Origin of the sequence: Glaesserella parasuis (assembly GCF_017352235.1) — a bacterium.
Taxonomy (GTDB): Bacteria; Pseudomonadota; Gammaproteobacteria; order Enterobacterales; family Pasteurellaceae; genus Glaesserella; species Glaesserella parasuis.
Genome location: NZ_CP071487.1, coordinates 1,559,047 through 1,578,111 on the forward strand (window position 1 = coordinate 1,559,047; position 19,065 = coordinate 1,578,111).

Below are 19,065 nucleotides of genomic sequence, written 5' to 3' on the forward strand. Positions count from 1 at the left end.
GAAATTAAGCGACGATGAAACTACGCAAAGTTTCTTGTTTCACCTTCCCCAACCACATTCTCCACACAACGCCCACAAATCTCAGCGTGTTCTGCATTTGCACCAATATCTGTCGCATAGTGCCAGCAACGTGGGCATTTTTCACCGTCTGCACGTTCTACTTTCACCGCAAGACCAGCTAATTCGCCTTCTGCAACATCAGCTTCTGCAAGTGGTTTAACAATCGCTTGTGAAGTGATTAGCACAAAACCTAGCTCATTGCCTAACTGTTCTAACAGTGGACGAATATCATCATTTGCATAAACGGTGACTTTCGCTTCAAGAGCAGCACCAATTAACTTGTCGTTACGCGCTTGTTCTAAGACACGGTTTACTTCCGCACGCACTTTTAACAGTTTTTGCCAGTAGTTGTCATCTAATTTGTCGCTTTCACTTAAACCGAATAAGTCTGTGTAGAATTCTTCAGTAAAGACAAATTCAGAACGCCCTTCCACTTGTGGTAAGTAGCCCCAAATTTCATCCGCAGTGAAGGATAAAATCGGCGCTATCCAACGCACTAATGCTTCAGAGATATGCCACAACGCAGTTTGACAGCTACGGCGTGCAAGACTGTCTGCTTTGGTGGTGTATTGACGGTCTTTGATAATATCTAAATAGAACGATCCCATTTCGATTGAACAGAAACGCATTAAACGCTGAACAACGGTGTGGAATTGATAATTATCATAGGCTTCTTTAATGTCGTTTTGCGCATCTAACGCACAGCTTACCGCCCAACGATCTAAGGCGATCATCTCTTCCGGTTTAACCAAATCACGTTTTGGATCGAAGCCGTTTAAGTTCGCTAATAAGAAACGTGCGGTATTACGGATACGGCGATAAGTGTCGCCTGCGCTGTTTAAGATGTTGTGCGAAACGGCAATTTCACCTGTGTAGTCCGTAGAAGCAACCCATAAACGTAAAATATCTGCCCCGTTTTTATTCCATACTTCACTTGGCACAATCACGTTACCGAGTGATTTTGACATTTTGCGACCTTTTTCATCAACAGTGAAACCGTGTGTAAGTACTTGATTATAAGGAGCTTTATTATCAGTTGCGGTAGAAAGCATCAATGATGACATAAACCAACCACGGTGTTGGTCTGAACCTTCAAGGTACATATCCGCAGAATTGCCATTAAACTCTGGACGTTGTTGTACCACAGACGCATAGGTTGATCCCGAGTCGAACCACACATCAAGGGTATCAGGCACTTTACGATAGATTTTCGCATCTTCTTCGCCTAAAACTTCTTTCGGATCTAAATCCCACCACGCTTGAATGCCTGCTTGTTCAACACGTTTTGCCACTTCTTCGAGAATTTCTAAGGTGCGAGGGTGTAACTGTTCTGTTTCGTTATGCACAAACATTGTCATCGGCACACCCCAAGTACGCTGACGAGAGATACACCAGTCAGGACGGTTCGCCACCATTGTATCAATACGAGCTTCACCCCAACTTGGGATCCAACGTACACGTTTAATTTCGCCTAATGCCTGTTTGCGTAAACCTTGCGTTTCCATACCGATAAACCATTGCGGTGTCGCACGGAAAATAATCGGAGTTTTGTGACGCCAACAGTGCGGATAGCTGTGTTTGATACGCTCTAATTTGAGCAACGCCCCTGTTTCTTTCAGTTTTTCAAGGACTAAATCATTAGTTTCAAACACGCCTTTGCCTGCAAAGAATGGTGTAGTTGAAACGAATTTACCATCGTTTGCCACTAAGCCAGCCATTTCTAATTTATATTTTTGACCTACAATATAGTCGTCCAAACCGTGATCCGGTGCAGTATGAACTAAACCTGTACCGCCATCAGTGGTAACGTGATCGCCTAAGATAAATGGCACGCTAAAATCGTAGAATGGGTGATTGAAACGCATTAACTCTAAGTCACTGCCTTTCGCTGAACCTAACACTTCCACCTGCTCAACGCCCGTTGCTTTTTGCACGGCTTCCACTAATTCTGTCGCAAGAATGACACGCTCATCGCCAAACTGTACGAGCTGATATTCTAATTCCGCATTTAACGCAATCGCACGGTTTGATGGCAATGTCCAAGGGGTTGTAGTCCAAATCACTGCTGAAATCTGACCGCTTCCTTTGCCTTGAGCGTTAAATTTCGCTTCCACAGCAACAGGATCTACCGCTGAAAAACGCACATAGATTGATGGTGATACTTTATCTTCATATTCCACTTCAGCTTCAGCAAGGGAAGAGCCACAGTCTAAACACCAGTGAACCGGTTTTGAGCCTTTGTATAAGTGACCATTTGCAATCACTTTACCTAAAGTACGGATAATATGTGCTTCCGTATCAAAATTCATTGTGAGATAAGGATTATCCCAATCGCCTAAAATACCTAAACGCATAAAATCTGCTTTTTGACCGTCCACTTGCTCTTTTGCATATTCACGGCATTTTTGACGGAATTCAGAGGCTGAAATGTTTTCGTTCGGTTTACCCACCAAACCTTCTACTTTTAACTCAATCGGCAAACCGTGGCAGTCCCAACCTGGTACATAAGGTGTATCAAAGCCCATTGCAGTTTTAGATTTGTTAATAATATCTTTAAGAATATGGTTTACAGCGTGTCCTAAGTGAATATTCCCATTCGCATACGGAGGACCATCGTGCAGAATAAAGGATTTTTTCCCTTTTGATGTTTCACGAATTTTTTGATAGAGCTTTTTATCATACCAATTTTGTAACATCGCAGGTTCACGCTTAGCGAGATCCCCACGCATCGGAAAGCCTGTTTCAGGCAGATTTAATGTGTTTTTGTAATCAGTCATTTTGTTGTTCCAGTTAATAAAATTAAAAGTCTTTATGAAAAATAAGTAAGCGGTAGAAATTACCCATTATTTTGCAAAATAGATCGTACTATTTGGTTTACCTCTTGATGATCTTTTATTTGATAAAGGTAAATATTTTTATCCTGTTTTAACTGCTCAAGGCATTGTTGATAATTTACTGCCATTCGTTCAATCACTTCTCGCTCAACAATTCGAGGGAGAGTATTGCCTGCGGAAATTTTACTTTCATAACGTTGTTGATTTCGTAAAATGCTTAACTCAATATTAATGGGTAGTGCAATAACATAAATTTGATATTGTTTTTCCTTAAATGCATCGAGTAAATTTATTGCTGTTTCAATATTTCCGAATGTGGTTTCGTATAATATATTTAGTTGCTTATCAAATGCCTTATTGAGTAATTCTATCGCAAAACGATTTGCAAAATTTCCTGTTTTTTTATGCGCTTGATCACTGCCAAATTTCTCTCTGTATTCCTTCAATTTAGGGTGAAACTTACGATAATCATCTGCTTGAATAGGAAAATAATTTAAAGAGATCTTTTCCAACAAATTTGCAATACAAGTCGATTTTCCACTCCCACTCACACCAGCCACGATAATTGCACAAGGCTTTTCTTCCGAATATAAATGATAGTCAGCGATCATTTCTTCGAATGCAAGTTGAATTTGTAAGTCCGTCGGCTTAATATCTTTTGCCATATATTATCCAAATCTTCGTTTTTGATATTTATTTTGTAAAGATAATACTTTTTCAACCACAGGAATAACTTGTTCGTAGTGTTCAGGCACAAGATTAAAATAAGTACGCTTCAAATGGCGTAATTGATTTTTATCATTTCGACCTTCTGTTGTCTGTAAAGCGTCTGTCATTACCATATCAGCAAAAGTATCCGCACAAATTTCGTGGAAAACATCACTAAAAGGCACATAATCTTGCTCTAAGCTGGCTAAAATTTGGGCTTTTCTTTCTTCTGTTAATTTCATTTTATGCCTCTTGAAAGAATAATCTCACCGCTTGTACATCTTTTTCAATCTGCAATTTTAACTCATCAAAACTCGCAAACTTAATTTCTGAACGAATTTTCTTTAAAAAACAGACTTCAATCGCTTGCCCATAAATAGATTTATCAAAATCAAACAAATGCACTTCCAATAACGGCTTTGTCCCATTTATCGTTGGGCGATTACCCACATTCGCAATACCATTAAAGACCCCTGCTGGTGTTTTTACTTTGACCGCATAAACACCTTGAATAGCCGTTACTAAACGATTTAACATCAGGTTTGCAGTTGGAAATCCAATGGTTCTACCTAACTTATTACCGTGAGCAACACGACCACAAATTGCATAGGGTTTTCCCAACATTTTTTCTGCTAACTGCAAATTATCATTATGTAACGCGTCACGAATAAGTGAACTACTAATCCGCTGTTGCCCTAAACAGTGGCTATGTGAATTTTCTACATCAAACCCAAATTGCTTTCCTGCTTGTTGCAAACTGTCAAAAGTCCCCGACCGCTTGTAGCCAAACTGGAAATCATCACCGACACTTAGATACTTCACATTCAGTTTATCGACTAATAAATGCCGAATAAATTGCTCCGGTTGTAATTGAGCGAACTGAGAATTAAAACGCACACAAAGCAAATAATCAACACCGATTTCTTGTAAGGCGTGAATTTTATCGCGTAAACGCATCAAACGTGCAGGAGCGGTCAGTTTATCTTGTTTTTTTGCAAAAAACTCACGAGGCTGAGGCTCAAAAATCATCACCACTGACGGCAAACGCAAGGTATTTGCTTTCTCTAGCAAACGCTTCAAAATTTGCTGATGCCCCAAATGAACACCATCAAAATTGCCAATGGTTAGCACACAGCCCTTAGAAAAATCAGCACAGTGAGCTAAATTATGCACGCCTCGAATTAATTGCATCGGATAAAAATAGATTACGTTTTCAAACAAAAATTACGCCCGATTATACGAAGAAAGGGGGAAAATGAAAAGAAAAGCATAAAGATATTTTGGCGATCTTTCTAGCTTATCTTGGTATAATCACTGTACGCAAACGTTTGCTTAATGTTATACTTATGAATAAGTTTTTTTATTTAAGAGGATTGCTATGACAGTTACACAACTTAGTTATAAAGACGCTGGTGTCGATATTCACGCAGGTAATGACTTAGTTGAACGTATTAAAGGCGATGTAAAACGTACGCGTCGTCCTGAAGTAATTGGTGGGTTAGGAGGCTTTGGGGCTTTATGTGCCTTGCCTACCAAATACAAAGAGCCGATTTTAGTGTCTGGCACTGATGGGGTAGGTACAAAACTACGTTTAGCCATTGATCTAAATAAACACGACACTATTGGTATCGACTTAGTCGCAATGTGTGTGAATGATTTAGTCGTGCAGGGTGCTGAACCGCTGTTCTTCCTTGATTACTATGCGACAGGTAAATTAGATGTTGATGTAGCAAGCTCTGTAATTAAAGGCATTGCCAATGGGTGTGAACAATCCTGTTGTGCATTAGTTGGTGGTGAAACCGCAGAAATGCCAGGGATGTATCACGCAGGCGATTACGACTTAGCAGGCTTCTGCGTAGGTGTTGTGGAAAAATCAGAAATTATTGATGGCTCAAAAGTTCAAGTTGGCGATACGCTGATTGCATTGGGTTCAAGCGGCCCACATTCAAATGGTTACTCCTTGATCCGTAAAGTATTAGAAGTGAGCGGTACAAAACCAACGGATTTACTCGAAGGTAAACCATTGAGTGAGCATTTCCTTGCACCAACTAAAATCTATGTGAAATCGGTGTTGGAGTTAATCAAACAAGCTGAAGTTCACGCTATCGCACACTTAACAGGCGGTGGTTTCTGGGAAAATATTCCACGTGTATTACCAGCCGACGTAAAAGCTGTGATTAATGAAGCAAGCTGGGAATGGTTGCCATCATTTAAATGGTTACAAGAAAAAGGCAACATCAGCCGTTATGAAATGTATCGCACCTTTAACTGTGGTGTAGGTATGGTGATCGCTCTACCTGAAAAAGATGTCGAAACGGCATTAAAAGTCTTAACGGAAGCTGGCGAAAATGCTTGGGTGATCGGTAAGATTGAAGCATTGGGTAGTGGTACAGAGCAGGTTGAAATTTTGTAATTTCTCCCACTTTATTCGCCCCCTTCCGCCCTTCGGGCACCTTCCCCCGCAAGCGGGGGAAGAATTGGAGGGAGGGGGAAGTGTTGTAGAGCGGTGTTATGAGAAAATTCTTCCCCTCATTTATGGGGGAAGTATTGGGAAAGTGGGGGAGCGAAAAAATTCTTCCCCCATTTATGGGGGAAGTCCCTGAGCGTTAGCGAAGGGGATGGGGGGCTGAGGGATAAAATCTGTGAACAAAAAAAGCGGATAGAAGTGTAAAAAAGTTTACACAACTGTCCGCTTTTATTTTGAGATTGACATGAGGTTGTCATGTCAATCTTTTTTTGGGGGATTAGATGACTGCCCTCTTGAATCCAGACTGCATGTTTATTGTCATTATTCATGGTATAAACATAATATTTGATACCATTTTCTGTGACTGAACTTACAGACTTATTCCAGCTTGCCCCAGATAGTCCACCAGATGCGTCTCCCAATTTGCTTGAACTAACATTAGTATCCGTCAACCAATCATTATTGTTGTTACCCAAGTCAACTTTGACTTTGTTGCCGTTATTCACATTCAATCCCTTGTAGATTTTCACTGGGCCTTCTAAGCCTGAGTTTTTCAAATCTCCATATCTAATGCCGATAACTGCGCCATTATCCATTAACTCTATGCGCTCGAAGCCTTTCACTTTGTCTGTGGTTGCTCTTACGCCTCCCGCTATGCGGTATAAGTCAATGCCTGTGCCCCCGTCAATCAACGAGCCTGCACCTATACCTTTTGAGTCTTGGCGGAAGGTGTCGTTGCCTTGTTGGAAGTTGAAGTCGAGCTTGTAGTTTTTACCTGATTGGTCGTTGATGATACCTAGACTTTCATGCACGTAGACAGTATCATTGCTGTTACCCCAAGTATATTTTGCACCTGCGCCATCTTTTGATACAGAAGTTGGCTTGCTGTTGCCGTATTTTCCTTCTTGTACCTGTTGGAGACCCCATGTTGGGTCGTTACCCCAGTCTTGGTAGACGTCTGACCATCTGTCTTCCCACCACCATAATACTTTCACTCGGCTATAACCCACACGTCCTGTCGGTGTTCCATTACCATTTCCTACGACATTTGTGTATTCCACTTTGTCTGTCGTGGTGGTGACGTCCGCACTTTGGGTGATTCTGTCTTCGTTGTTATACGATTCTATCTTCACTTGGCTTCTGTCTTTCACTGCGTCTGGTGATAGGGTGACTTTGCCGTCAGTTTGCGACAATTGAACACCGTTTGGAGCTTGAGTATTGTTGCTACCATCCACCTGTTTCAGTTTCCAGCTTCCGTTCTCTTTTTCATATACAAGCGTTTTGGTTTTGTTTTGCTCATCCGTGCAAGTCAACTTGAACTTGTTGGTGTTCTCCTTCGGTGTCACTATTGCGCCGCCTCGGTTAGTACCGTCAATCTCTGCTGTTGGTTTCGCTGGTTGTGGTTCCTGAGCCGCTTGAGCTGTTGCATTTTTACGTGCAATACCTTGGCTATCAAGTGCTGTTATTGTGACGTTGGTTTTGTCTTTTACTGCACTTGGGGCAAAGGTTACTTCGCCAGTTTGGGCATTCAGTTTAATTGGGCCATTACCGCCGTTAGTATCTACACTAATACCATTCATTTGCGGATTTTTAGTTGGATCCAATTTCCATTGACTATTCTCATACTTGAACCAAATCGTTCTGTTTGTACCATCAGGTTGTTGATAGTCCACTTGGAAGGCTTTGGTTTTTGGCTCTCCATTAGAACCTTCTCTCGGTTTAACGATAACGCCACCTTGAGCAGAGTTGTCAACTGTTGCTTTTAGTTCGTCTAGCTCTTCTACTTTCGGTGCAGGTGTCGGCGCTGGGGTCGTTGTGGTTGAACCACCACTGCTTGTGCCGCTGCTTCCGCTAGTTGAGCTAGTACCACTTCCGCCTGTTGCATTGGCTGCTGCTGGACCAGTTGGAACCGATGCTGCATTGAATGTGAGATCTGTAAGAGTAATACCTGAACCAGCCCAAGGTGTTCCTTCTTCACCAGTATACATCTCATCCATTCGACCTTTGGTAGAATCTGGAATAGTTGTATATACAATATATGTTACTTTATTGTTAGGTGACTGTGCCGTCGTCTTGAAGGATATAGTCGCTTGCGTCAGCTTTTTGTGCACCGTTAGATAGCGTTGCAGTGTCATCGACAACCCATTTACCTTGGTCTAGGTCTTTCTTGATTGCGATTTCTTTTGGTTGACCTTTATCATCTACGTACTTCACAACTATTCTGTCGTTATCACCACCCGGTTTCGCTACGATGTCGCCGGAGTTTGGTTGGTCGTTTTGAACGCCGTTAACTGCCTCTGTTCTGCCCGCAGTGATTGTCGGTACGTCTGTGCGAACTTTGCTGTATTCAGGCTCATTGGCTGTTGCGTCTGTAGGTCCTTTGTTCAGTTCTTTAGTTTCTGCAGCGTTTTGTTTGTACTGTGGCAACAAATTTATCCCCAACGGCTAATGGAGTTGCTGTAGATTCGCTAATATCAAACTTGAACTTACCGCTTGTTACCGTTGTTTCTGCAATTGGTTGTCCGTTAGTTTGACCTTCTTTGTAGAGGTAAACTTTGGTTCCATCTGCTTCTGTGCTTGTTCCTTCAATGATGACTCGCTCAGGATCTTTGTCTGCCGTTGCTGATGTATCAATCGCCTTGATTGAGGTAATCACTGGCTTATCTGATTTCACATCAAACGGAGCATCTTTCTTGCTGGTTTCACTTTCTGCAGATGTGCGTCCTGCTACATCAGTCGTGGTTGCACTGACAGATGTTTTATCTGCTACTTTGTCTTCAGGAATCGTTACACTGACTTTGCCACTTTGATCAGTGGTTGGGGTGAGTTTAAGTGAATCTTTTTCATCTTGAACCCAGTTTCCGCCAGTATAGGTGTAAGTCAATGTCGTCGGTGTACCCGCTGTTCCATTTTCAAGTTCTGGGGTGTAGTTGATGGTGACTTTATCCCCTTCAACAATTGGCTTTTCCCCTGTTGCTGCTGGGAATTCGATCTTCACATAACCCTCATTATATGAAGGAGGTGCAGAATGCATTGTTTTATAAGGGATATTTGATGGGAAAAGAACTCATTTAGTTGAAAAAGTGAAGAAAAGGGAGAAAAACTAGGTGGTGTGATTGAATTGAGTGCATTTTTATCAAGAGAAGGGCATTTTTAGCCAATGCTATCATATGCCCTATAAATACCTACGAATTAAAATTGCTCGCCATATTTAGGCTTTTCAATATTTGTAAAGGTTTTATTCTGATTCTCTTTAATCATTTCAGAAATTTTTTGCGCAGAATCTTTAATACCCATCGCTTCAAAAGATGTTTTTAGTAAGGGTAATGCTTGATATGTTGCCTGAGTATCGGGATATAAACGTAGCATTTCATCTACTCGATTAACAACCGCAACATAAGCCTTTCTTTCCATATAGAATTCGGCGATTTTTAGTTCATGTTCAGCGAGGCGGTTTTTCAAATAAATCATCCAGTTTTGAGCATCTGAGGTGTATTGGCTATTTGGATATTGAAAGGTAATTGTTTGGAAATTACCGTACGCATTTCGAATGTTCTCTATTGCTCTAGAGGCCCTGTTAATTCCGAAGAAATCTTGTATCCAGTTATCGCCTAAACGTGCGTAGTTTAATCCTGCAAGGTAGTAAACATAATCCATACTTGAGCTGTTTGGATGAGTTCTCGCAAAACGTTCTGCAACCTCTAATGCTTTGTAATATTCACCTAATTTATAGTTCGCATAAATCAAACTTAATTGAACTTGCTCATCATAAGCCCCTTGATTTGAGCGTAGACCAACTGCATCTAAATAGCGAATTGCATTGTTATAATCACCATCTTGTAAATATGCTTGTCCTTTGTCATAAAGTTCTTGAGATGAAATACCTTCAAATTCATTATTCTTAGAATTTGAACATCCCATAATTAGAAGCCCTGCAAGGACTAAAGAGGCTAAAGAAGAAAATTTACGCATATGTTTTTACCTATAATAAAGTGATTGCGAATTAAAGTTAATGTACAATGCTATTTGACCCAGCATTGTCCGTGAAAGTTCATACGATAATGCCCTTATTCTACAATAAGAAAACATAATTTGGAATTTTATCATTAATGACTCAACAAATAACATTACAAACTGAAGTCACTTCAGATTTATTAGGTGCAAGATTAGATCAAGCTCTTGCGCAACTTTTCCCCGATTATTCTCGTTCACGCATTAAAGTTTGGATCGAAAGTGATCTCGTTTCGGTCAATGGCAAGATTGTGAATAAAGCTCGTGAGAAAGTATTCGGCGGTGAATTAATTGAAATTCAAGCGGAAATTGAAGAAGAAATCCGTTTTGAACCACAAAATATTCCATTAAATATCGTTTATGAAGATGATGATATTTTAGTGATTAATAAACCTAAAGATTTAGTGGTTCACCCTGGGGCTGGCAATCCAGATGGCACGGTGTTAAATGCCTTGTTACACCATTACCCCCAAATTGCAGAAGTGCCTCGTGCTGGGATTGTGCATCGTTTGGATAAAGATACCACAGGTTTGATGGTCGTTGCTAAAACTGTTCCAGCTCAAACTCACCTTGTCACTGCTTTACAAAAACGTGAAATTACCCGTGAATATGAAGCTGTAGCAAGTGGTATTATGACACAAGGTGGCAAAGTGGATGAACCAATGGCTCGCCACCCAACTAAGCGTACCGCAATGGCTGTTCACCCAATGGGGAAACCTGCGGTAACACATTATCGTATTATGGAGCGTTTCCGTAATTACACCCGCTTACGCTTACGCCTAGAAACCGGGCGTACTCACCAAATTCGTGTTCATATGGCACATATTGCCCACCCATTGTTAGGCGATCAACTATATGGCGGTCGTCCTCGTCCACCAAAGGGGGCAAGCGGTGAGTTTTTAGAGGTTTTACGCAATTTTAAACGCCAAGCATTACACGCAACAATGCTTCGCTTGCATCACCCTATCACTGGTGAACTGATGGAATGGCACGCCCCATTACCTGATGATTTTGTTGAATTAATTGAGGCATTAAAAGCAGATTATTTGTTGTATAAAGATGAGTTAGATTATTAAATGAGAAAAAAATCCCCAAACCTATGTCTGGGGATAAAATGACAAAAAGTATTAAATACTTAAAATTTAACCAAGGAAATATCTATGAAAACAGTAAGGAATCTCTCTATTTGTATTGAATGGCGGTGAGAGGGGGATTCGAACCCCCGATACAGTTTCCCATATACACGCTTTCCAGGCGTGCTCCTTCAACCACTCGGACATCTCACCGAATCAATAAAAAATGTGCATTTAAATGCACATTTGAAAGATATGCGAACTATACTGATTTTTCATAGTCTAATCAAGCATTTTCTTCACAAACTAAAATAAATTGTGAATTAATGCCCGTGTCCCAGACAATTTGTTGATGCCGGAACTTCTTCGCCTCGAGCTTTCCATTCTGTTGGGGTGTAAAGATGTAATGCTAATGCGTGAACGCCGTTGGCTAATTCTTCAGCAAGGCAAGTATAAACGGCTTGGTGGCAAGCAACAGGGCGTTTGTTTTCAAATAGCTCGCTGATCATTGTCACTTTAAAATGTGACTCTGAGCCTCGTCCAGAACTATGGCGATGGCTCTCGTTTTCAATATAAAGTGCTAGTGGGGTAAATTGTGCTTTTAGTTTTTCGACAATAGTATGTTCAACAGACATTTTTTATCCTTTTGGTTTGGAAATTTAGGTGGAATAATACTATACTTTGCATTACTTTTAATTGAGATTATCAAGGATCCTATATGAAATTCAATAAAAAAACGTTTTTAGTTGCAACCACCCTTGCAACCGCATTATTAGCCGGTTGTCAATCTCAGTCAAATACACTGACGTTTACTACGCCAGCACCGACCGCAATGTTTAATACCCATAATCAAACAGCGTTAGTGAATGTGAGTACACAAGATCTGCGTACATCGGCTGAAGTAGCAAGCTATACCAGTGCTGGCAATGTTAATCGTTTAAGTGTTGTGCCAACGGTGACACAGTTATACCAACAAGCAATGCAACAAAATCTGAACAGCAAAGGTTTTACTGTAGTTTCTGGTGCTGGAAATGCGAATGTGATTGTGAATATTCGTCAATTTTTTGCTAATGTGGAACAAGGAAATGTTCGCTATAAAGTAACCGCTAATGTTGGTGTAGAGGTTGTTGTTCAAGGTGCGAGAGGTCATTTTGCGAAAAACTTTAATACCTCCCGTTCTTATGAAGGGGCATTTGGTGCAAATAATAATGAAATTCATAAGGTGTTAGGTCAAGCGTATAGTGAGTCTATTCAGGCAATCTATAACGATAATGAAATTAGTAACGCTATTCATCAATTTAAGTAACAATGTAGAAGCGGTAAGATTGAGATAATCTTTTGAGATTATCCGTATTATGTAGCACTTACACAAAAAATAGTAGGGACGCCACGCTTGGCGTCTATTCTCTAAATTTGCAAACAGCTTATATTCAACGGACGCTAGGCGTAGCGTCCCTACTGTATGAAAAAGTTTGCGTATTTGCTACCTGATACTGCCTGCTTACCTTTAGGAACGAACCTACCCACATTTCAATAGCAATAATGAGAATACCAAGAATTTACCACCCAGAAGCCCTTGCTGGCAAAAGCCACTGTATTTTGAGTGAAGATGCCTTTAACCACGTTGGACGTGTTTTGCGTATGGGCGAGGGGGCTGAACTTGTTTTATTTGATGGCTCTAACCATATTTTTAATGCGATCATTGATAACGTATCCAAAAAGCAGATCAGCGTAAAAATCCAAAATAGCCAACTGGACGATAGAGAGTCGCCGTTACCTATCCATTTAGGGCAAGTGATTTCCCGTGGAGATCGAATGGAGTTTACCATTCAAAAATCGGTTGAATTGGGGGTAACTACCATTACACCATTATGGTCAGAACGCTGTGGTGTAAAATTAGATGGCGAGCGTCAAGATAAAAAAATCCAACAATGGCAAAAAATTGCAATATCGGCTTGTGAACAATGTGGACGGAATATCATTCCTGAAATTCGCCCGATAATGAAGCTGACCGATTGGTGTAAAGAACAAGATGGTATGCTCAAACTTAATCTTCACCCTCGTGCCAAATATAGTTTGAAATCGTTACCGAATGTACCCCAAGAGGGCGTACGTTTGTTGATTGGTTCAGAAGGTGGGCTTTCCCCTGAAGAGATTGCGATGACGGAAGCGGAGAATTTTACGGAAGTTTTACTTGGAAAACGTATTTTACGCACAGAAACGGCTTCACTTGCCACGATCACGGCATTACAAATGCTTTATGGAGATCTCAGCTAAATGATGAATTTACAAGGACAATTTTTGATTGCCACGCCTGATATGAATGATGACTATTTTGATCGTGCGGTAATCTATATTTGTGAACATAATGAACACGGAGCAATGGGCATAATGATCAACTCACCGACAGATCTGTCCGTGATGGAATTGCTCGCCAAAATGGATTTTTTAATGGCAAATGAACGCAATTACACCAAAGATCAGCTCGTTCTCAGTGGTGGACCTGTAGGGCAAGAGCGTGGCTTTATTTTGCATACTGCAACCGATCAGCTCTTTTTACATAGTTATCCGACCGCTGATAATTTAATGCTTACCACATCGGGAGATATTTTAGACACCTTTGGGCGACAAGATGCCCCCGCTGATTTTATCGTCTGCTTAGGCTGTTGCACTTGGAAGGCTGATCAGCTTGAGCAAGAAATTGCATGCAATTACTGGGTAACTGCCCCTGCGTCCCATAAAATTCTTTTTGAAACAGGTTATTTAGATCGTTGGAGCGAAGCGAATGCATTACTGGGTATCGAAGGTATTTTAGCCAAAGCAGGGAGAGCCTAATGAGCCAAACTGTGCTTGCCTTTGATTTTGGAACAAACAGTATTGGCTGTGCCGTTGGACAAAGTATTACAGGCACGGCACAGGGTTTGCCTGCTTTTAAAGCTCAAGATGGCATACCGAATTGGGAGCAGATTGGCAAAGTGATTGCACAATGGCAACCAGATCTCTTAGTTGTCGGCTTACCGCTTAATATGGACGGTACGGAGCAACCGCTCACGCAACGAGCCAAAAAGTTTGCCAACCGCCTAAACGGGCGTTTTAATTTGCCCGTTGAATTACAAGATGAACGCTTAACCACCGTAGAAGCAAAATCAGAAATTTTTGCCAGAGGCGGTTTTAAAGCCCTAAAAAAAGGCAAAGTCGATGCGATTTCAGCTTGTTTAATTTTAGAAAGTTGGTTTGAACAGCAATCATAAAATATAGCAGTTTTGAATCTATAAACTTTGATACAACTTAAACGCTTGCCCATCAGACATACTCGCAAGGTAGTCGCAAATCACCCTTGGGCGTTGCTGTTCATCTGCTTGTATCCAACGTTCTGCCACCGATTTAGGCAGTAAGCGGGTTGGATCGCAACTTAGCATATCAAACAGATCCATCAAAATTCGCTGACCTTTATATTCCACCCGTTGCGTTTTGACATCACAAATAACATATTGATAGACAAAGTTTTTAAGTACTTCTAACACCGCTTGTGCTTCCGTTGGTAATATCGTATTAAAACGCAGTAATGGCTCTTCAAACTCTGCTGTTTCTGTCCATTTTACATTTGTCACAAAATAATTGACTAGCGCTCCAATAACATCTTTGCGTTCGTAGCGGTGAATTGAGAACAATTTTTTGCTGATGTCAGGTAACATTTTTTGAATCCAAGCTGATTTACATTGAGAGAAGGCTTGTTCCGCATTTTGCCACGATTGCGGCGTGACCATTCCGCCAACAATCGCATCTTCTAAGTCGTGAACCCCATAAGCAATATCATCAGCCAATTCCATAATACTGCAATCTAAGGATTTATAACGGGTTTTGTGGGGAAGCAGTGGATCTTGGCTTATTTCAATTTGTTGAAATAACGCTCTATCTGCGACAGAAAGCGGTTCAAGCACCCATTCAAAAAAGTGAGCGTCTGCACGGAAAATTCCCTTACTTGTTTTTAGATCGTGTAAGTTGATATAACGGCTATTTGGAATGGCTTTTGGGCTTTGTGGCTGAGTTAAATCAATAAAGGTAGGATATTTGATGATACCTAACAAGGTGCGACGCGTCAGGTTCATTCCTGCATTTTTGGTATAAGGCTCAAGCTGAGTGACAATGCGAAAGGACTGAGCATTTCCTTCAAAACCACCAAAATCCTGCATTTTATAATTCAATGCCATTTCACCACCGTGTCCAAAAGGGGGGTGTCCGATGTCGTGGGCAAAGCATAGGGATTCCGTCAAACTACGAGAAGGTAATAAAGCGGTGAGATCTTCATTGAATTTTGCAAATGTTGGATCGGAACAGACCGCTTGAAAGCCTTGCCTATCTTCCACCAATTTTGCTCTTAAGCTACTGCCAATTTGGGCAACCTCTAGAGAGTGGGTTAAGCGTGTGCGATAAAAATCATCTTCGCCCACTGCGTGAATTTGTGTTTTGGCTTGTAAACAACGAAAAGCTTCCGAATGTAAAATGCGTCCCCGATCTCGTTGGAAAGGGGAACGGTGATCTTGTTCGCGTTGTTTGTCTGCAATAAAACGTGATGTCCAAGCTGAATCCATTTTATTTTCCTCCTTAGTCACAGTTTAGGCTATAATAGCTGATAATTCTTTTTGTTTAAACCTTATTCAAATGGCACTTTTTTATTCTGATAATTCCGCAAAAAAATCCGCAAAACCGACCGCTTTACAGACCTTTCATATCCAATCTTTAGACTATCAAGGATTCGGCGTGGCGAAAGTCAATGGCAAAACGTGGTTTATTGAAAATGCGTTACCGAATGAAAAGGTGGAAGCCAAGATTATTGAAGATAAACGCCAATATGGACGAGCGACAGCGGTACGATTTCTACAAAAATCTGCAGATCGCCAAACGCCATTTTGTTCAATCTATAGCCAATGCGGTGGCTGTCAAATGCAACATATTCCACTGGCTTTACAGCGAGAAACGAAGCAACAGACGCTTTTTAACCGTTTACAAAAACTTCAAGCAGAGCCTATCAGATTTGAGCCAATGCTTGTCGGGCAAGGCACAAACTACCGCCGTAGAGCAAAGCTGAGTATGGCGGTTCAAAAAAATACGTTGGTGGTCGGCTTTCGCCAAGCGAATACGCAAGAGATTATCCCTCTAAATCATTGCGATATTCTTGAGCCTGAACTTAATACGCTTTTACCCAAATTACAGCAACTTTTTGCCAGTTGGAAAAATAAAAAACAGTTAGGTCATATTGAGCTGGTTCAGGCGGATAATGGCATAGCATTGCTGTTACGCCATATCGGCGAACTTCATTCACAAGATAGTGATAAATTACAACGCTTTGCGGAACAAGAAGATCTTTTGTTATTCGTGATGACGGATAAAGATCAGATTAGTCAGTGGCGTGGTGAAGTTCCTTATTATCAAATCAACGGCTTAACGCTTCACTTTTCGATCCGTGATTTTATTCAAATCAACCGAGAAATGAACAAGCAAATGGTGAACAAAGCGATAGCGTGGCTCGATCTGCAACCGACGGATCGTGTGCTTGATCTCTTCTGCGGAATGGGGAATTTTACCTTGCCTATCGCACCGTTTGTTGAAGAAGTGGTTGGTATAGAAGGGGTTGAGCCGATGGTTGCACAAGCCAAACAGAATGCTCAAACAAATCAGATTAACAATGCGAAGTTCTACCAAACGGATCTGGATAAACCTTTTGTGGATCAGCCTTGGGCTAAAGCATATTTTAACAAAGCACTACTAGACCCAGCACGCAATGGGGCTTACTTTGCCTTAGATCATCTTTGCGAATTACAACCAGAGCGGATCGTGTATGTTTCTTGCAATCCAGCAACTTTAGTCAGAGATGCCGAAAAACTGATTGCAAAAGGATATCGTTTAAGCCAATCCGCAATGATTGATATGTTTCCCCATACGGCACATTTGGAGTCGATTTCGTTGTTTGAAAGAAGAACAAAGAATAGGTTCTCTAATTAATGAATTCCTATGTAGACTAAAGTTATAATGTTCTTACTTTTGTCGCAGCCAAAGTAAACTATTTTTCATATATGGTTAAAATAGAGGAGATGTTAGATACAAATCTAGAACATTTTTTTAACAAAAAAGCGATTTTTAATAAAAAAAAGTATTGCATTTCATAAAAAAACTTATATATTCCATTTTGTCGGGTAAAAAAATAACCCCTCAAACACAACAAAAAACAACTATCACTTGGAGTGAAGCAATGAAAAAATTAACACAACTCTCTTTATTAGCATTGGCAGTGGCTTCTGGGTCTGCAATGGCTGCACCAAAAACCTTTGTTTATTGCTTGGAAGCATCACCTTCTTATTTTAGCCCAGCATTAGGTACTGATGGTGCAACACTAGATGCAAGTGGCCGTGCCATTTTTAATAAATTAACCGATTTTAAAGAAGGTGAAACCACCGTTGTTCCATCTTTAGCGGAAAAATGGGACGTTTCTGCAGACGGTAAAACTTACACATTCCACCTGCGTAAAGGGGTGAAATTCCACACTACCAAAGATTTTAAACCAAGCCGTGATTTTAATGCGGACGATGTGCTTTTCTCATTTAATCGTCAATTAGATGCAAATCATCCATATCACAAAGTTTCGGGCGGTAACTACGAGTATTTCGTTGGTATGGATATGCAAAATATCATTGATAAAGTGGAAAAAGTTGATGACTACACGGTTAAAATTAGCTTAAAAGTGCCTAATTCACCGTTCTTAGCAAACCTTGCGATGGACTTTGCTTCTATCTACTCGGCAGAGTATGCTGATAAGATGTTAGCAGCAAAAACACCAGAAAAATTAGATAGCAATCCAGTTGGTACAGGTCCGTTCCAATTTGTGGATTACCAAAAAGACTCAACCGTTCGTTACAAAGCCTTTGATGATTACTGGGCAGGTAAAGCGAAAATTGATCGCTTAGTGTTCTCTATTACGCCAGATGCATCTGTACGTTTAGCGAAATTACAAAAAGGCGAATGTCACGCAATGCCTTATCCAAACCCTGCAGATATTGCAAAATTAAAATCAGATCCAAACATTGAAGTATTAGAAAAACCAGGGTTAAACGTGGGCTATTTAGCGTTAAATATGACTAAAGCGCCGTTGGATAACCAAAAAGTACGCCAAGCATTGAACCACGCAATTAACAAAGAAGCGATTATTGAATCGGTGTATCAAGGTTTTGCAAAAGTAGCCAAAAACCCAATACCACCAACAATGTGGAGCTATAATGACGACGTGAAAGATTATGACTATAATCCTGAAAAAGCGAAAGCATTGTTAAAAGAAGCAGGCTTTGAAAATGGCTTTGAAACAGAATTATGGGCAATGCCAGTTTCTCGTCCATATAACCCGAATGCACGTCGTATGGCGGAAATTATCCAAGATGATTGGAAAAAAGTTGGCGTAAATGCGAAAATCGTCAGCTACGAATGGGGTGAGTACTTAAAACGTTTACGCAACGGCGAAGCCTCTACTTCAATGATCGGTTGGACGGGCGATAATGGTGACCCTGACAACTTCTTAAATACGCTATTAGGCTGTTCTGCATTAGAAGCTGGCTCTAACTATGCGAAATTCTGTTATAAACCGTTCAATGACTTAGTCACCCAAGCGGCTCAAGAAACAGATCAAGCAAAACGTACTGAGCTTTATAAACAAGCTCAAGTGATTTTCAAAGAGCAAGCACCGTGGGTTACTATCGCTCACTCAACAACGTATTTCCCAGTACGCAAAGAAGTGAAAGGTTATGTGGTTAGCCCGTTCGGTTTACATAACTTCTACCAAGTAGATTTAGCGAAATAAGGCAACATTGTAGGGTGGGTCTTGACCCACCTTTTAGTTTAGTTATGATGGGTCAAGACCCTCCCT

Annotated in this window: 18 protein-coding genes and 1 tRNA gene; 8 read left to right on the top strand and 11 right to left on the bottom strand. The window is 40.8% G+C overall.

Going from position 1 to position 19,065, the window contains the following annotated elements; genetic code table 11:
- Positions 1-20: 20 nt before the first annotated feature.
- The 4 genes from ileS to ribF are packed head-to-tail and all read right to left on the bottom strand — an operon-like array spanning position 21 to position 4,793.
- Positions 21-2,837 carry an isoleucine--tRNA ligase gene (ileS, locus tag J1G47_RS07920; RefSeq protein WP_207326559.1) on the bottom strand — a complete coding sequence of 939 codons (2,817 nt, stop codon included), beginning with the start codon at positions 2,835-2,837 and terminating at the stop codon, positions 21-23.
- A gap of 59 nt (positions 2,838-2,896) precedes the next feature.
- The gene (locus J1G47_RS07925) at positions 2,897-3,559 is read right to left on the bottom strand and encodes a zeta toxin family protein (RefSeq protein ID WP_207326560.1); all 663 of its coding nucleotides are present in this window, start codon (positions 3,557-3,559) and stop codon (positions 2,897-2,899) included.
- A gap of 3 nt (positions 3,560-3,562) precedes the next feature.
- Positions 3,563-3,844: a hypothetical protein gene (locus J1G47_RS07930; RefSeq protein ID WP_075605881.1), complete on the bottom strand. Its 282-nt coding sequence runs from the start codon at positions 3,842-3,844 to the stop codon at positions 3,563-3,565.
- Between the two features lies 1 nt (position 3,845).
- Positions 3,846-4,793 (bottom strand): bifunctional riboflavin kinase/FAD synthetase, encoded by a 948-nt coding sequence (gene ribF / locus J1G47_RS07935; protein ID WP_112063202.1) that lies wholly within the window; start codon positions 4,791-4,793, stop codon positions 3,846-3,848.
- Positions 4,794-4,980: 187 nt separating this feature from the next.
- On the opposite strand from ribF, the gene purM reads away from it, so the two are divergent.
- Positions 4,981-6,015 (top strand): phosphoribosylformylglycinamidine cyclo-ligase, encoded by a 1,035-nt coding sequence (purM, locus tag J1G47_RS07940; protein WP_010786337.1) that lies wholly within the window; start codon positions 4,981-4,983, stop codon positions 6,013-6,015.
- A 116-nt stretch (positions 6,016-6,131) separates the two neighbouring features.
- Here the strand turns inward: purM and J1G47_RS07945 are convergent, their stop codons facing one another.
- The 4 genes from J1G47_RS07945 to J1G47_RS07960 form a co-directional block, all read right to left on the bottom strand.
- The gene (locus J1G47_RS07945) at positions 6,132-8,066 is read right to left on the bottom strand and encodes a hypothetical protein (RefSeq protein WP_234885593.1); all 1,935 of its coding nucleotides are present in this window, start codon (positions 8,064-8,066) and stop codon (positions 6,132-6,134) included.
- A gap of 55 nt (positions 8,067-8,121) precedes the next feature.
- On the bottom strand, positions 8,122-8,496 hold the full coding sequence (locus J1G47_RS07950; protein WP_207326561.1) for a hypothetical protein: 375 nt from the start codon (positions 8,494-8,496) through the stop codon (positions 8,122-8,124).
- Positions 8,462-9,067, bottom strand: a complete 606-nt coding sequence (locus tag J1G47_RS07955) for a hypothetical protein (RefSeq protein WP_075605994.1) — start codon at positions 9,065-9,067, stop codon at positions 8,462-8,464. The genes J1G47_RS07950 and J1G47_RS07955 overlap by 35 nt, the downstream gene beginning before the upstream one ends.
- 194 nt (positions 9,068-9,261) lie before the next feature.
- On the bottom strand, positions 9,262-10,041 hold the full coding sequence (locus J1G47_RS07960; RefSeq protein WP_075605765.1) for an outer membrane protein assembly factor BamD: 780 nt from the start codon (positions 10,039-10,041) through the stop codon (positions 9,262-9,264).
- A gap of 137 nt (positions 10,042-10,178) precedes the next feature.
- Between J1G47_RS07960 and rluD the strand changes: the two genes are divergently transcribed.
- Entirely contained in the window at positions 10,179-11,156 is a 978-nt protein-coding gene (gene rluD / locus J1G47_RS07965) for a 23S rRNA pseudouridine(1911/1915/1917) synthase RluD (protein ID WP_005712925.1), read from the top strand.
- 120 nt (positions 11,157-11,276) lie between these two features.
- Here the strand turns inward: rluD and J1G47_RS07970 are convergent.
- Together J1G47_RS07970 and J1G47_RS07975 are read right to left on the bottom strand one after the other, a co-directional pair.
- Positions 11,277-11,366 (bottom strand) — tRNA-Ser (locus J1G47_RS07970).
- 110 nt (positions 11,367-11,476) lie between these two features.
- A complete protein-coding gene (locus J1G47_RS07975; RefSeq protein WP_012622018.1) occupies positions 11,477-11,788 on the bottom strand; it encodes a BolA family protein in 312 nt (103 codons plus the stop codon).
- 83 nt (positions 11,789-11,871) lie between these two features.
- Here J1G47_RS07975 and J1G47_RS07980 point away from each other — a divergent pair, with 83 nt between their 5' ends.
- The 4 genes from J1G47_RS07980 (at position 11,872) to ruvX (ending at position 14,404) form a co-directional block, all read left to right on the top strand.
- Positions 11,872-12,459, top strand: a complete 588-nt coding sequence (locus J1G47_RS07980; RefSeq protein WP_005712929.1) for a YajG family lipoprotein — start codon at positions 11,872-11,874, stop codon at positions 12,457-12,459.
- A gap of 236 nt (positions 12,460-12,695) precedes the next feature.
- Positions 12,696-13,430, top strand: a complete 735-nt coding sequence (gene rsmE / locus J1G47_RS07985) for a 16S rRNA (uracil(1498)-N(3))-methyltransferase (RefSeq protein WP_010786340.1) — start codon at positions 12,696-12,698, stop codon at positions 13,428-13,430.
- Positions 13,431-13,988, top strand: a complete 558-nt coding sequence (locus J1G47_RS07990; protein WP_010786341.1) for a YqgE/AlgH family protein — start codon at positions 13,431-13,433, stop codon at positions 13,986-13,988.
- Positions 13,988-14,404 carry a Holliday junction resolvase RuvX gene (ruvX, locus tag J1G47_RS07995; protein WP_010786342.1) on the top strand — a complete coding sequence of 139 codons (417 nt, stop codon included), beginning with the start codon at positions 13,988-13,990 and terminating at the stop codon, positions 14,402-14,404. Before J1G47_RS07990 ends, ruvX begins: the two co-directional genes overlap by 1 nt.
- An 18-nt stretch (positions 14,405-14,422) precedes the next feature.
- Here the strand turns inward: ruvX and J1G47_RS08000 are convergent, their stop codons facing one another.
- Entirely contained in the window at positions 14,423-15,745 is a 1,323-nt protein-coding gene (locus tag J1G47_RS08000; RefSeq protein ID WP_160415263.1) for an anti-phage deoxyguanosine triphosphatase, read from the bottom strand.
- A 70-nt stretch (positions 15,746-15,815) separates the two neighbouring features.
- Between J1G47_RS08000 and rlmD the strand changes: the two genes are divergently transcribed.
- Complete coding sequence (gene rlmD / locus J1G47_RS08005; protein ID WP_207326562.1) at positions 15,816-17,156, top strand: 23S rRNA (uracil(1939)-C(5))-methyltransferase RlmD; 1,341 nt, start codon at positions 15,816-15,818, stop codon at positions 17,154-17,156.
- Between the two features lie 247 nt (positions 17,157-17,403).
- A complete protein-coding gene (locus J1G47_RS08010; RefSeq protein WP_010786345.1) occupies positions 17,404-18,999 on the top strand; it encodes an ABC transporter substrate-binding protein in 1,596 nt (531 codons plus the stop codon).
- The last annotated feature ends 66 nt before the right edge of the window (positions 19,000-19,065 follow it).

Coding starts and splice junctions, on each gene's coding strand:
- J1G47_RS07960 (WP_075605765.1), bottom strand. CDS start 10,041: ATGCGTAAATTTTCTTCTTTAGCCTCTTTAGTCCTTGCAGGGCTTCTA.
- J1G47_RS07945 (WP_234885593.1), bottom strand. CDS start 8,066: ATGGATGAGATGTATACTGGTGAAGAAGGAACACCTTGGGCTGGTTCA.
- purM (WP_010786337.1), top strand. CDS start 4,981: ATGACAGTTACACAACTTAGTTATAAAGACGCTGGTGTCGATATTCAC.
- J1G47_RS07930 (WP_075605881.1), bottom strand. CDS start 3,844: ATGAAATTAACAGAAGAAAGAAAAGCCCAAATTTTAGCCAGCTTAGAG.
- J1G47_RS07925 (WP_207326560.1), bottom strand. CDS start 3,559: ATGGCAAAAGATATTAAGCCGACGGACTTACAAATTCAACTTGCATTC.
- J1G47_RS07980 (WP_005712929.1), top strand. CDS start 11,872: ATGAAATTCAATAAAAAAACGTTTTTAGTTGCAACCACCCTTGCAACC.
- ileS (WP_207326559.1), bottom strand. CDS start 2,837: ATGACTGATTACAAAAACACATTAAATCTGCCTGAAACAGGCTTTCCG.
- rsmE (WP_010786340.1), top strand. CDS start 12,696: ATGAGAATACCAAGAATTTACCACCCAGAAGCCCTTGCTGGCAAAAGC.
- J1G47_RS07990 (WP_010786341.1), top strand. CDS start 13,431: ATGATGAATTTACAAGGACAATTTTTGATTGCCACGCCTGATATGAAT.
- ruvX (WP_010786342.1), top strand. CDS start 13,988: ATGAGCCAAACTGTGCTTGCCTTTGATTTTGGAACAAACAGTATTGGC.
- J1G47_RS08010 (WP_010786345.1), top strand. CDS start 17,404: ATGAAAAAATTAACACAACTCTCTTTATTAGCATTGGCAGTGGCTTCT.
- J1G47_RS07975 (WP_012622018.1), bottom strand. CDS start 11,788: ATGTCTGTTGAACATACTATTGTCGAAAAACTAAAAGCACAATTTACC.
- rluD (WP_005712925.1), top strand. CDS start 10,179: ATGACTCAACAAATAACATTACAAACTGAAGTCACTTCAGATTTATTA.
- ribF (WP_112063202.1), bottom strand. CDS start 4,793: ATGCAATTAATTCGAGGCGTGCATAATTTAGCTCACTGTGCTGATTTT.
- J1G47_RS08000 (WP_160415263.1), bottom strand. CDS start 15,745: ATGGATTCAGCTTGGACATCACGTTTTATTGCAGACAAACAACGCGAA.
- rlmD (WP_207326562.1), top strand. CDS start 15,816: ATGGCACTTTTTTATTCTGATAATTCCGCAAAAAAATCCGCAAAACCG.